Consider the following 13750-nt stretch of genomic DNA (forward strand, 5'->3'; position numbering starts at 1 on the left):
AAGTAAGCACTGCATCATGGCTCAACGTTACGTCGTTCGGTACGGCAATACTCGGCAAGTTGGCGAATTCGCTACCAAAGGGCCGTCAGATTTGACTCGTGGGGCTCACGTCATCGTTCGAAGTCCGCGTGGAACAGAATGGGGAGAAATTCTGTGCGAAGCGACGGAACGGACGAAAGAGTATCTCGGCAAAGCTGAAGCCGTCGGGAAAATACTGCGAGAAGCCACGCCGGATGACGAACAGATCCGAGAGAAACTGTGGCATAAGGAGCAGGAGTATTTTCTCGGGTGCCAGCGTCTGATCGGGGCGCATGCGGCCGGAATGCAGCTCGTCGACGTCGAACACCTGTTCGGCGGTGAGAAGGTGATTGTCTATTACGTCTCTGAAGTCCGGATCGACTTTCGTGAACTGGTGAAAGCTCTGGCAAAAGAGTTCCAAGCCAGAATTGAGATGCGGCAGGTCGGAATTCGAGATGAAGCTAAATTGCTCGCAGATTACGGGGATTGCGGAAAGCCGGTCTGTTGCAACACGCACCTGACGGAAATGCCACCTGTCTCGATGAAGATGGCGAAGGTTCAGAAGGCATCGCTCGATCCGAATAAAATCTCCGGTCGCTGTGGCCGCCTGAAATGCTGCCTTCGATACGAGTACGATACTTACGAGGAGTATCAGCGGGAGCTTCCCAAAGTCGGAAAGCTGGTCGTCACCAAGCAGGGCAAAGGAAAAGTCCTTGCTCAGGAAATCCTTGCCCAGAAGCTTCTGGTCAGCTTTGAAGATAACCGGCGCATGATGATCGATGCCTCTGATGTGATCACCGTCGTCGGCGGACAGGCCGGTTCCGCAGATCGAGGTAGCGAATCTGCGCGGGAAAAGGCCGATTCCGCAGAATGAGGAATGAGAGATCTTTCCACAGCTCCACCTTCGAGACTATGATTCTCTTTGAGGTCCGGTGTCACTTTGAAAAGTGACGATGGAGGCAATTACGTTCATCTGGTAGAAATCCCGAATTCCAGCCCGGAATTGTCGGTCATTTTGAATCAGGAAAACGTCCAGAATACATTCCGGTGCCCCACCTTCCTGATTTTCTCCCCGCGGGTCATTGATCCCCCATCAATCAAGCGGAGCGTATCGATGAGTGCAACCAGTCAATCAGCTCTGCCACGATTTCGTTATCACAACGATGCCTATCGGTTCGTTTTCGAAGCGTTGCACCACACGCAACAACGATTGAAGCGACCTGTCGCCGCCGATCTCGATGACGATCGTGCTCACATCACCGGGCCGGAACTTTTGTTCGGTGTCCGGGATCTTGCGCTCGAACGCTACGGGTTGCTGGCGAAGAATGTCTTCGCATACTGGGGCGTAAAAAGTACTGCAGACTTCGGCCGTATTGTTTTCGAATTGATCGAACGCGGTGAAATGCGGAAGACTGACCGGGATCAGTTGACCGATTTCTATGACGTCTACGATTTCGATCAGGCTCTCGATCAGGACTATAAGATCGATATCTCGAAAGCGATCGACTGTTCGAAGTAGTGTTAACGTGCTGATCAACCAGGATTCCAAATCACCCTCTGGAGCATAACTCTTTTGGAGTTTCTTTCCGGCAGGGTGTTTGAGATCTCAGCGATTGATCTTGGTGTTTGTCTTTGAATGGTTGTGATGACGACAACAGAATCCAGCCCGCCAACCGTCTTGAGCAATGACGCTGCTGTACGTCCGGATCGCAGGCTGATGCTTGCACTGGGAGTCGCTGGCGTTTGGATTCTGCTGTTATTCATTCTGACGATCTTTACGGCCAATCCCATCACTCTGAACCGCGTCCAGATTCAGGAATCGACACTGATTGTCGTCGGAACTGTGACCGGGAAGGGGACGATTACGCGTTCTGACATCGGCGGGCTCGCCTGGCCGGAACAGGATGAAATCGTCATCGAGAACCTTTCGACCGCAAAGGCTCGCGTCGGGAAGACCTATCTGTTTCCATTGCGGCAGATTGGCCGTCAGGCGGATGGAGCAGGGGCAGTCTTTGAAGTGACTCCGACGCTGCTGCCAGACCACAGCCCACTCATTTATCCCGCTGAGCCTGAGACGTTCTCACAATTAAAAGCGATCACCGGTTCATAGAGATCCTCGTTGGAAGAGATCCCGGGGATTAAGCAGATCGGCGCAACCACTCACATTGGGGGCGCAGACTTCTCTTTCACTGCTGCATGAACGCTATTTCATGAGCGCCTTTGAACATTCGTATCGAGGCCGAAGTATTGTATTTCTTGGCCTGAATACGACTCCGTTCATTGCAAAATTTGCATTCCCACTGCAAGACGCAGTCCATTCGTGCTGCCTAAAACCGGCAGATTTTGCCGATGTTGTTCATCTTGTTACGTGAAATTACGCCCGTTTCGGCAGAAATAGTGAGGGCGTACGGCCAACGAATCGCCGCGACTTTTCCTGTTAAATTGCTTGTCGGGATGGGCGAAACTCTGAGCCCGCTGACAAGCTTTCCTGACCGGAATAGCACACGCTTTTCCGGACTTAGGCACGGCAACTGCAAAGGAATTCCTGCAGAAGGACAATCTCTCATTTAGAGTTGAGCGTCACGTGTGAGAAATCGATCCCGTCCTGATTCGTGAATAATGTGTCATGCCAGAACGATTCACCAATTGCATTCGACCGTCACTTTCCACGCGCAAGTTCTTATTTGCTGCTGTGGGAGTTTCGCTTGTACTGGGCCATGCAGTGTGTGGTGTTGAGTCTGTCTACGCCAACGACGTGACAACTCCTCCCGCTGCAACAGCGCTGGAATCTCCTGAAGCAGCAAAGGAGAATGTGGCGACTGCAGAAGCAATCGCAGCCTCCGAGCAAATCGCTGCTCAGGAGAAGTCTGATTCGGCGCGCTCCACAGCCGTGGCGCTGAACTATTGCCGTGCGTCCTTCCATCGAATTCGAAAAGATCCGTCAGATCGGGTGTTGCACGAAGAGCAGGAGAAGATTCTTAACAATCTCAATCTGGGGCAGTTGAATGATCAGGAAGTGATCACTCTTTATACCTCTGTTCTGGAAGAGATCGGACAGATTTCGATCGCCGATCAAGAGCGAGTGCTGCACCGAACGCACCATAACTCGCAAATCAATCGCAAGATCACCTGGGATGCCGTCGCCTTCGGGACCGATCTGATGTCGGCTCAATTCGGCAACGCGGTGAAGACGGGGGCGAACAGCTGGTGGGATTACCGCAATCAGGTCTATCAGCGTGATGTCACCATTTACAATATCGACAAGGGACGCCATCTCGCCGTCATCCAGCGGTCAAATACATTTCTCGATACGTTCTGGAAGATGGCCCGAAAGAAGGAGATTCCGGATCGCTGGTTAGTTCGAGGCGACGATCTCGATCAACTGGAAGTGGCAACTCAGGAACGTGATGCTGAGGTCCGCCTGCGGATTCTGCGTCGGATGGAAGGCTATATGGAGGCGTATCCTCCGTATTGGTATTACGTCGCGAAAACCTGTCAGGAGCTGGGGAAACTCAGCGAGGCCGTCGACATCTACGATCGCCTCGAACGACTCGGGCAGGGGCATTTTCGTAAAGATGAATTGCTGGCAACGGCGATGGCAAATCAAGCTGCGATTCTGGACTTCCAGAAAGACGGTACTGCCGTCGCGTCCGCCAAAAAGGCCCTCGACTATTCAACGGATGTCTGGGAAGCAAACTTGATTGCTGCCCGGGTGTTGCAGCGTCATGGGCAGGTTGCCGACGCGGAAGACGCAATTCTCCGGAATCTCGATGTGGAACTTGAGCAGTCTCAAAGTCAGGTCTTTCTCGCCTCGTTGTACTTCTTTTCGCATCAGGAAGAAAAACTGACAGCGATGCTGAATAACCCGAAGGCGGTTGCTCACCTTCCTGCACCTGTTCTATTGCGATGTGCTGCCATGATCGGAGCGGAAAAAACTCCACCATTGGTCGTGAACAATATTCTGGCTTCTCTTGAGGCATACCCTCGCGGGACGAAGGGATCTGAGCAGGTTCTGGTTCGAGTGGGGAATGTCTGGCAGTTGCATCTGGCCAGATTGGAAGCGTTTGAAGACGGGAATCGCCTCGCGAATCCTCAAGTCGAAGGAGGGAAGGGCTATTACGATCTCAAGTTCGCTTCAAACAATCAGCGTGGGTTTTCGTTGGGGCCAGCACCTCAACCAAAAGAACTGACACTCGTGCTGTCTTACCCGGACGAGACAACTGTGCGGTTGACGTTGAATCGGGATACGACTGCGAAGAATGAGAGAGGGACGCTGACGTTTGCCTCGTCGCCGTCATCGTCTCTGAAGATCTCAAGTATCAAAGTGGGCGAAGATAACTTTGCGTTACGTCCGCGTGAAGCGCGAGTTAACACTGAAGATTCCCCACAGCAGCATGAAACGGCTCGACCGGATTTTGATGCTGTGAATCAGGAACCTGTCCCGGCTGATCAACGCCGTTCCGGTTTCGTCATTCCATTCATTAACTAAAACAAGTCCGGAGATGAGATCGAGTTTCTGAAACACAGAATTCGACTTTTGCCTGACACTGATTTTGTGTTCAGTTTTGTTTTCATCCGTAACCGCTGCGTCCTGGCCCGAATTGCAGCGTTCTTCTACGGAAAAGTGATGCCCACTGGAGGTCAACTGACTTCCAGTGGGCATTTTGTTTTGAATCGCTGAGGCTGTCGCTGGTTATCAACCTCAAGATAGAGCCGGAATGTTCTGGTTACAGGAACGACTTCAGACTGTCCGTTTGCAATGCTGCGATGACGCGGCGAATTGCCTCGTCATCACCACGCTTCGCAACGAGTGTTGCGTCATCGGTATGGACGACAATGCAGTCCTGCATGTCGAGTACGGCGACGACGTGATTTGCCGTTGAGCGAATAATGCAGTTATGAGAATCCACCGGCAGGACGGTTCCGACAGTCGCGTTTCCATTCGCATCGTTCTGCACGATGCGTGAGACGGCTTCCCATCCTCCGACGTCGTCCCACGGAAATCTCGCTTCGAGAACGGCGATATTGGCGTCACGCTCCAGAACCGCATAGTCAATCGAGATCGACTTCAAAGTCGGGAAAATCGAGTGCAGTGAATTGTCCCAGTTCTCTGTTTCCCAGGACGTGTGAAGTTCATTCAGACCTGTTGCGAGTTCAGGTTCATACTGTGTGATCGCTTCCAGGATTCTGTCTGCACGCCAGACGAAGATGCCGCAGTTCCAGAAAAAGGTCCCAGCTCGCAGATATGCTTCTGCCGTTTCTCGATTTGGCTTCTCGCGAAACGCGGTGACTTCAAAGGCTCCATTTCCAATCGTCTTGTTACGTTCGATGTAGCCAAACCCTGTTGCAGGGTAGGTTGGAGGAACACCGAAGAGCACGAGACGTTGCGGGTCCTCCTGAACAAGTTCACAGGCGCGCAGGACATCCTGATGGAAACGTTCGGCGTCCTCAATGACGTGATCCGCTGGCATGACCAGCATGACCGCATCGGGATCCTGAGCCAGAAGGCATTTGGCAGCGAGACCCACACACGGGGCAGTGTTGCGGGCCGCTGGTTCTTTGAGGATTTGCGATGTCGGGACATCGGCAAGATGCTGCTGAGTCAGCTCTGCTAGATGTTGCCCTGTGACCACCCAGGTCTTTTCCGCCGGGATCCAGGGTTGGCAGCGATCAAACGCCTGTTGAATCAGGGATCGTTCGCCGTTCAGTGACAAAAACTGTTTTGGAAGTGACTTCCTGCTGAGTGGCCAGAACCGGGTTCCGCTTCCACCAGCCATGATGACGCTGTGCAGCATTCTCTTTTCACCCTGTCTGATTTGATTCGTGGTTGACGTCAGAGTTGTTCTGGCTGTCTTGCATGATGCGAGATATTGTGGCTCGCCATTGAGGATCAGGGATGCGGAATGAGCATCCTCCGACAGTGTATACGAGTGGATTTCAGAGCAGTATCCCAGTGTCGGCCGACATGGTCTTTGTGGGGCAGCCAGCTCTCCAGGTTTGCTTGATGTGCAAGGAAATCTCAAGTTCTTGAGTGAAACAGTCCTTCATCCGGTTGTCGTTTCAACAGCATTAAAGAGTCTGCTGTCGAACCGAATTGGGATCGGTTTCAAAATGTCGGTGCGTCATCTGGAATGAACGAATGCAGCACAATCGCATCCGGACTGAGCTCGCCGATGAATGGTTGGCGTTCGGCGGGAACGACAATGGTTGTGCCCCGTTCCCAGGCATCGGACGCAGAGCTCATCGTTCCTTCAATGACGACCAGGACATGCATCTGTTGATCGTGAGGTAACGTCAGTGTCTCAGGGCCGAAGTGACGACGAATTTCAAAATGAGGACATTGAACCAGAACTTGCCCGTGCTTGCTGTAGGTGCTTTCGCGGGAAGGGGTGACAGGATGAATCGGGCCGAGGTCAATTCGAGTGGCAGCCAGTCCTTCCTGAACATGGAGTTGTCGTGGCTTTCCGTTCTGGTCGAGTCGGCCCCAGTCATAAAGACGATAAGTAATATCGCAGGGTTGCTGAATCTCTGCGACAAGAATGCCGCCTCCTAATGCGTGGACAGCCCCCGGTTCCAGAAAGATACAGTCGCCGGGCTTTGGGTGATAAAGGTGCAGGCAGCTGGAGAAGTCTCCATTGAAGCTGGCCTCCTTCAACTCCTCAAGTGTGACACCCGGTTTTAACCCGAGGGCCATTTGGCTTTCAGGAGTTGCTTGAACAACGACCCAGGCTTCCGCTTTGCCAGGTCGCATCACGCCGTCTGAGTGAAGCGTCGGGCAATGAGGATGAACTTGAACCGAGAGTTGTTCTTGAGCATCAAGAAATTTCACAAGCAGTGGAAACTTCTCGAAATGAGCATGTTTCCCCAGTAGCTGTTGCCTGTGAGTCTCCATCAGATGACGGAGCGACTTCCCTTCGAAGATCCCTTTGGTGACAAGCGTCTGATTGCCGGGAAGGTCGCATACTTCCCAGCTCTCGGCCGCGTCTGTGAGATCCCCAGTCTGCTTGCCAAGAATTTGCTTCAGCTTCCGCCCCCCCCAGAGAGCACGATGAATCAACGGCTGAAATACAAGTGGATCCATTGGGGGATTCTTCAACAGCGGAAGTACGTCCAGAGTTGCAATACTTGAGGACTATCACATCTGAAAGGGGCAGGATATACGCCCCTTCAGAGGACAGTTGGCAAATATTGTTCCGGCTCAATTTCCGAACAAGGAATGATTAATAATTCTCCTACTTCATTATTCGGACGTTAACTTAGCGGATCCGCTTCATTCTGCTGAATTGCGGGTAAATTGGCAGGACATATCTAGGGTAGTTGATGAGCTTTTCGGGTCGTCCGTTTGCTCCATGCTGGTAATGGTAAGTGACAGGGAATCCCTTGCCGTTGTTCAGAAATGGAACACCATGCGGCCAATAGATCCAGAATGCTTTTCCAACCAGCAGGCGACGTGGGACAGTTTCATGTCCTGCGTCCCAAAGTCGGCTGTCGTTGCTCTGAGGGCTGTTGTCACCGAATGCAAGGAAGTGATCTTCCGGAATGACGAGTGTTCGTTCGCCAAGTTCACGTGAAAAGTTGGCGTATGTCTCGGCCCATGCTCCTGGGTTGTTCATGTGAAGTTCAAGTTGATTGGCAAGATGCTGGAAGTTCTTCCCCGGTTGCCCGATGCGATAGTAAATGTCGCGTTCGAGATTCAGATTGCTGATCTTTGCAGTGATTCCTGATGCCGCAATTCCGACAGGAGTCAGATCTTGATCCGTTGGAAACGGGTTCCCGGTGGCCCCGTTATGTTGCAGATCCGCACCTTCCCCGAATGGAATCAGGCGATCGTTGACCCACAGGCAGAGACGGTCGTCGACATTCGCAAAGGCAATTTGGAACTTCCCTTTTCCCTTGATCGGAGTGGAGGCCTTGGCCAACTCTCGAATCCGCTCATTGAGCTGGGAATTCACTTCCTCCAGAACGGCCTCTCCGGTGGCTGCGTTGATGCGGCAGCGATACCAGGCCGTCCCTTCACAAAGTTCAATTGTGAACTCCGACTTGTCTGTGACGTCGGAAATTTCCAGTTGGAAGTTAATGGTGAGATCTGGCACCCAATATGCGCCGTAATCGATCCCTTCAGGTGTGGCTGCATCGAACGGGCGGTCCCCGTAACTTGCGTTATAGCCGCAGAAATCCCCAATCAGGCGGGGCTCTGGAGTGATTGGCAAATTGTGCTCAGCCGCCCGCCAGTGTTTCGGCATTGGGAAAAAGTGGCGGTATCGCAGCCAGTTCGGGCTGCTTTGTTGCTCTTTGGTGATGGAGTAGCTGCGCTCAGTCTCGTCGCGTTTCCAGCCTTCAGGAGTATCTGACCACTGACCGATTGTCCCGTTGTCAGACGTCACCATGTTTTCCCAGCGTTCAGGCCAGCCAGCTTTCAGGAGGCTCTGTGCAGGGTGTGTGTCGTCATAAACTGGGATCTGCAAGGTGCGCTGTTTTGCAGGGGCTTTGCGTAGAATGACTTCCCGCTGGTTGTCTTCAAGCCGGTAGAGATCCCCGTTGCGGATTCGAATCGATTCCCCGGGCAACCCGACCAGACGTTTGATGTAATTCGTTTGTGGTTCTGCAGGGTATTTGAAAACGAAGACGTCCCAACGGTCTGGTTCACTGAATTCATAAGTGAATTTGTTGACCAGAATTCGATCGCCATTGAATGCGAGATCGTCGAGAATCTGCTTGTTGTCTGCGCCGCAGTTATCGCAGACGGCTCCACGAAGACGAATGTTTGTCATCAGGTAGCCGGTCTCAGGCACAACCTCATGACTCGCGCCGACAACGACGCGGTGACCGCACTGCGTACAGTCTGTTTCCTTATGGCGACCATAGAGGGTCGGAGCCATGGACCCAGTCGGAATCACGAATGCTTCGGCTTCAAAGGTGCGGAACAGAAAAGCCAGCACAAAGGCGAACAGGATCGACTCGATGGTGTCTCGAGTTCCTTCCTGATGCTTTTCCTTCTTCTTGGCTTTTGTTTTATCCGTCTCTTGCGCCGACTCCTGCTCAGTCGGGGTCGGAGCTTTATCAGTTTGAGGCATTGCTGCGGTATTCCTGAACAATTCTCGCGGAAAAACGGACAGTTGTCCTCAGGGAACTCCACCTGCACTCCGCGACATGTGACGCAGCTCTGGCGATGTGGGTGCAATGACTGGAGCAGCCATGTTCTCAATGGCTTACGGCCCCAGAATTTGCTTCCCGGAAGTCCCCAACATCATATGCGTTTTAAGACCAACTCAAAAGGCGACTCCGTTTTCAGTCGGATTGTCGGTTTGAAACAGTCGTCGTCGGTTATTCTTGTTTGGTTTTATTTCTTTCAGGGTAATGGTTTGTGTGGATTGTCTGGTTGCTGTTTGTGAAGCAGGAACACTTCCCGCGACGTCGACAAAAGTCCCTGACACACAGAGTCTTCAGTCAAAATGAAAGAGGAAGTTGTCCAAGAACTGGAACGCCCCCGTGTCGAGCCTGTTGTCGCTGCTGTTCCGTGGCAATCGGTGGGTTGCTCGCGATGGTGCGTACATGCACTTCAAGTTCTTCGCGAAACGTTAGACCCGGAAGGTTGTCAGGGAGTTCCGATGCAGCGATGTCGGAGAGTTTCTGAAGCAGTTGTAATGAACGTAACGCGTGGCGTTTCGCTCCGACCGGCTTTTGCTCCAGACATTTGACTCCACATGCTGCGAGTTTGATTAACGCCTTTGTGAAATCAGCGAGCGGCCCACGTCGGCCGAGAACAATCCAGTCACCCTCCCAGGCTTCATGCGCTTCCCAGTAATACCCATGCTGAAACAGTCTGGCTCCGTTCTTCCAGATGGGTGTCTGTGAAGCGGCATCCGGAGGCAGCCCTTGTTCCGAGGGACTGTGATTTCCGGTGCTCTCAGGAAGGGAGTTTCCGGACCGATGAGGGTGTGTTGTCAGACCTGAAACGTACGTGTAGTGCGGCAAATACTGCGAGTCATCAGTCTGTTCTGGGAGCGAATCGGGAAACATGGCAGCCTTTCGCGTCACCGACATTGACCGAATTTTCGAGGGTGAGTTACATCCCTTGTGGGACAAATACGGAATTTTTTGATGATCTCAATTGGATCATCGTTTTGAATCATACCAGTCGGGCAATTGAGTTGTGTATGAAACGGTCTCTTCTCAGAAACAGTCGGATAGCCTGTCTACTGACAGCTGTTATGGCGGTCGGCTGCGCAACTGGGTCAACATCGAATACAGCGAGAACCTGTACCGAACAATTGTTGCTGGCAAATGCAATTGATCAGTCTCTGGACAAAGTGAGCTTCACGAACTTTGCAGGTACAAATGTGTTCCTGCAGGATAAGTATATTGAGTGCGTCGACAAGAATTATGTCATCGCGTCGACACGGCATCGCTTGCTGGCTGCGGGAGCTCATCTCGTTGATTCCGCCGATAAAGCAGATGTTGTACTCGAAATGAGATCCGGGGCGGTGGGGACGAATTCAGATACCGCATTCATCGGAACTCCAGAAATTGCATTACCGGGAATGCTGACGATTCCTGAAGTCAAAATCGCTGAACGTCGGAAACAACAGGCAATTGCCAAACTCGGGATGGTGGCGATCGATCCGAAGACGAATGCCGTGCTGGGAACCGGTGGGACAACATTGTCGTCCTCGATTGACAGTAACTGGTTTGTCGCAGGTGTTGGCCCTTATCAGACAGGGGCCCTGAAGAACGAAGTTCAGAACTCGACAACCGGTGCTGCGGCTCGCCAACAGGGACATATCCCGGTGCGAGTTGCGTTCTCAAGCCCTCCGAAATTGCCAACTGACTCGCCAACACAGATCGCAACGGACGTCCCTGCTGGAGAACCGGCTGCGAAGTCTCAAATCAAACCGGCCGGTCATACGGACGAAGGGGCTGCCTGGGCCAAGTAAGACGCCCACTGAGCTTGTGAGTCGGCTGAGAAATTTCGATCGCCTTTCAGGGCACTGAGCGAGTCTCGGTGCCCTGATTTCGTTTGGTGCAGGTGTCGTTGCGTGCTGGAATGGGTGGCGATTTCGTTGATTTTTCAAGTGACGTGGAATCTCTCTGATCAGTGGTCTTCTTGCAAATTCATCGTGCCATAACGCTGGTTGATGACACGCGATTGAATTGCCCGTCCATGTGTCGCTTCGATGTCGATTCAGATCTTTGGGCGACTCGGATTTGCCCCTCTTTTACTATGTTTTCACAGCGTGAAGGCCATCAGAACCCGACTTGAAATTGAGCCATCGTGTGCCATTCAAACCTGTCGTTTTGCTGGGATCAATGACGTACACACTCGCATCGGAATTTACTTGGAAATGCGTGCTTTGCCGTGCCGGAACTGCCAGAAGAGAGTGCATCAGAACGGCTCGGAAAATTGCTGTCGAATTCTCAATTCGGATTTGCCGATCTATAATTCTTAGAGCCGGCACGTAATTTGGTCCTCACATGACAGTCAGAGATCATCACGAAAGCTGATCGCATTCGGACTTCAGGTTTCAATGCAACAGTCGTTGGACATTCGTAAGTGAATAGGCATGGGCTGGAAGAGTTTGAATGAGTGATCCATCTTGCTCCAGTATGGAGCGAATATGGATTGTTCGATATTGCTAGTTCAGCGGATCTAGATCAGGAAAATGGTGTTGTCTTGTCAAAGAAAGCTCTTATCACTGGCGTCACAGGACAGGACGGAGCGTACCTCGCTGAATTGCTTTTAAATAAAGGGTACGAGGTTCACGGAATCAAACGCCGTGTCTCGCTTTTTAATACCGACAGAATTGACCATTTGTATCAGGAGCCGCATGAAGAGGACCGTCAGTTCATTCTTCATTATGGTGACCTGACGGATGCATCGAACCTCATTCGGATTGTGCAACAGGTTCAACCGGACGAGATTTATAATCTCGGGGCTCAAAGCCATGTTGCCGTGTCGTTTGAATGCCCTGAGTACACTGCAAACTGCGATGCACTCGGGACACTGCGTCTGCTCGAAGCGATTCGTATTCTCGGTCTGGAAAAGAAGACTCGATTTTATCAGGCGTCCACATCTGAGTTGTACGGAAAAGTACATCAGATTCCTCAGACCGAAGAGACACCATTTTATCCACGCTCTCCATATGGAGTGGCGAAGCTGTATGCCTATTGGATTGTGAAGAATTATCGCGAGTCTTATGGCATGTTCGCGTGTAATGGCATTTTGTTTAACCATGAGTCTCCGATTCGTGGGGAGACATTTGTTACGAGAAAAATCACTCGTGCTCTTGCTCGAATTAAGCTTGGGCTGCAGCCGTGTCTTTATCTTGGAAACATGGACGCACTTCGCGACTGGGGACATGCTCGCGACTATGTGGAAATGCAATGGATGATGCTGCAACAGGACAATCCGGATGACTTTGTCATCGCAACCGGGGTGCAGCATTCTGTTCGCGACTTTGTGACGATTGCAGCCAGCTATCTTGATATCGATGTCGAATGGCAGGGATCCGGCTTGGATGAGAAGGGAATCGACACCAATACTGGCGAGGTGATTGTTGCGGTCGATCCTCGCTATTTCCGTCCAACTGAGGTGGAAACATTGCTGGGTGACCCATCCAAAGCCCGTCGTGAGTTGGGATGGGTGCCTCAAATTACATTCGCAGAGCTGGTTCGTGAAATGGTCGAATCGGATCTGGCGATTGCAAAGCGTGATGAGTTAGTCAACAAGGCTGGTTACAGATCGTTTGATCATCATGAATAAATCGTCTCGGATTTATGTTGCAGGACATCGCGGATTAGTTGGCTCGGCCATTATTCGTAGACTTAAAGATCTCGGGTTCACAAACCTGCTGCAACCAACGCGTCAGGAGCTGGATTTAACATGTCAGGCCGACACAATTGCCTGGTTTCAGGAGAAACAGCCAGAGTACGTTTTTCTTGCAGCAGCTAAAGTCGGTGGGATTTTGGCGAATAGCACTTATCCCGCCGATTTTATTCGCGAGAACCTTCTGATTCAGACGAACGTGATCAGCGGTGCTTTTTGTGCTGAGGCAAAGAAACTGATATTCCTCGGGTCGTCCTGCATCTATCCGAAGTTTGCCCCGCAACCGATTCAGGAATCCGCTCTCTTGACGGGGCCATTGGAACCAACGAACCAATGGTATGCGATCGCCAAGATCTCAGGCCTGATGATGTGTCAGGCGTATCGTCGGCAGTACGGGTTCAACGCAATCTCGGTCATGCCAACAAACCTGTATGGACCCGGCGATAACTTTGATCTGGTGAATTCACATGTTCTCCCAGCGTTGATCCGTAAGTTTCATACGGCGAAAACAAATGGGGATCCAAGTGTGGTGGTCTGGGGAACAGGCACACCTCGTCGTGAATTTCTGCATGTGGATGATCTGGCTGACGCCGTGATCTTTCTCGCAGAGAACTATGACGAAGAAGAACTCGTCAATATTGGACCGGGCTACGATGTCACCATTGCCGAACTCGCAGAGATGGTGAAAGAGATCGTCGGGTATCAGGGGACGATTCTGTTTGACGAATCAAAACCAGATGGCACACCACGGAAGCTGATGGATTCCTCCAGACTTTCAAGCCTCGGATGGAAGCCTAAACGTAATTTGTGTGAAGGGCTGCAGTCGACCTACGAATGGTTCCTGTCCCAGACGGAAAGCAATGCGAATGCAATCCGTTGGGAAAGCGAAGTTCCTGTGTCTGCTTAGTC

General features: G+C 51.8%; 11 protein-coding genes. 7 read left to right on the forward strand and 4 right to left on the reverse strand.

Annotated features, from left to right (window positions below; genetic code table 11):
• Positions 1 to 16: 16 nt before the first annotated feature.
• The 4 genes from SH527x_RS19415 (at position 17) to SH527x_RS19430 (ending at position 4507) form a co-directional block, all read left to right on the forward strand.
• The gene (locus SH527x_RS19415; protein ID WP_437192349.1) at positions 17 to 892 is read left to right on the forward strand and encodes a PSP1 domain-containing protein; all 876 of its coding nucleotides are present in this window, start codon (positions 17 to 19) and stop codon (positions 890 to 892) included.
• Between the two features lie 240 nt (positions 893 to 1132).
• Complete coding sequence (locus tag SH527x_RS19420) at positions 1133 to 1537, forward strand: Minf_1886 family protein (RefSeq protein ID WP_437192350.1); 405 nt, start codon at positions 1133 to 1135, stop codon at positions 1535 to 1537.
• A 126-nt stretch (positions 1538 to 1663) separates the two neighbouring features.
• Positions 1664 to 2128, forward strand: coding sequence for a hypothetical protein (locus SH527x_RS19425; protein ID WP_437192351.1), 465 nt, complete (start codon positions 1664 to 1666; stop codon positions 2126 to 2128).
• 516 nt (positions 2129 to 2644) lie between these two features.
• Positions 2645 to 4507 (forward strand): tetratricopeptide repeat protein, encoded by a 1863-nt coding sequence (locus SH527x_RS19430; RefSeq protein ID WP_437192352.1) that lies wholly within the window; start codon positions 2645 to 2647, stop codon positions 4505 to 4507.
• A gap of 238 nt (positions 4508 to 4745) precedes the next feature.
• Here the strand turns inward: SH527x_RS19430 and SH527x_RS19435 are convergent, their stop codons facing one another.
• The 4 genes from SH527x_RS19435 to SH527x_RS19450 form a co-directional block, all read right to left on the reverse strand.
• Positions 4746 to 5813, reverse strand: a complete 1068-nt coding sequence (locus SH527x_RS19435) for a mannose-1-phosphate guanylyltransferase (RefSeq protein ID WP_437192353.1) — start codon at positions 5811 to 5813, stop codon at positions 4746 to 4748.
• A gap of 311 nt (positions 5814 to 6124) precedes the next feature.
• The gene (locus tag SH527x_RS19440; RefSeq protein ID WP_437192354.1) at positions 6125 to 7099 is read right to left on the reverse strand and encodes a type I phosphomannose isomerase catalytic subunit; all 975 of its coding nucleotides are present in this window, start codon (positions 7097 to 7099) and stop codon (positions 6125 to 6127) included.
• 175 nt (positions 7100 to 7274) lie between these two features.
• A complete protein-coding gene (gene lepB / locus SH527x_RS19445; RefSeq protein WP_437192355.1) occupies positions 7275 to 9092 on the reverse strand; it encodes a signal peptidase I in 1818 nt (605 codons plus the stop codon).
• Between the two features lie 373 nt (positions 9093 to 9465).
• A complete protein-coding gene (locus SH527x_RS19450) occupies positions 9466 to 10062 on the reverse strand; it encodes a DUF309 domain-containing protein (RefSeq protein WP_437192356.1) in 597 nt (198 codons plus the stop codon).
• A 167-nt stretch (positions 10063 to 10229) separates the two neighbouring features.
• Here SH527x_RS19450 and SH527x_RS19455 point away from each other — a divergent pair, with 167 nt between their 5' ends.
• From SH527x_RS19455 to fcl, 3 genes are all read left to right on the forward strand, one after another.
• Positions 10230 to 10952 (forward strand): DUF6655 family protein, encoded by a 723-nt coding sequence (locus tag SH527x_RS19455; protein WP_437192357.1) that lies wholly within the window; start codon positions 10230 to 10232, stop codon positions 10950 to 10952.
• Between the two features lie 737 nt (positions 10953 to 11689).
• Entirely contained in the window at positions 11690 to 12778 is a 1089-nt protein-coding gene (gmd, locus tag SH527x_RS19460) for a GDP-mannose 4,6-dehydratase (RefSeq protein WP_437194655.1), read from the forward strand.
• Positions 12771 to 13748 carry a GDP-L-fucose synthase gene (gene fcl / locus SH527x_RS19465; protein ID WP_437192358.1) on the forward strand — a complete coding sequence of 326 codons (978 nt, stop codon included), beginning with the start codon at positions 12771 to 12773 and terminating at the stop codon, positions 13746 to 13748. Before gmd ends, fcl begins: the two co-directional genes overlap by 8 nt.
• Positions 13749 to 13750 lie beyond the last annotated feature (2 nt).

The organism is Planctomicrobium limosum (genome assembly GCF_051465645.1).
GTDB lineage: Bacteria > Planctomycetota > Planctomycetia > Planctomycetales > Planctomycetaceae > Planctomicrobium.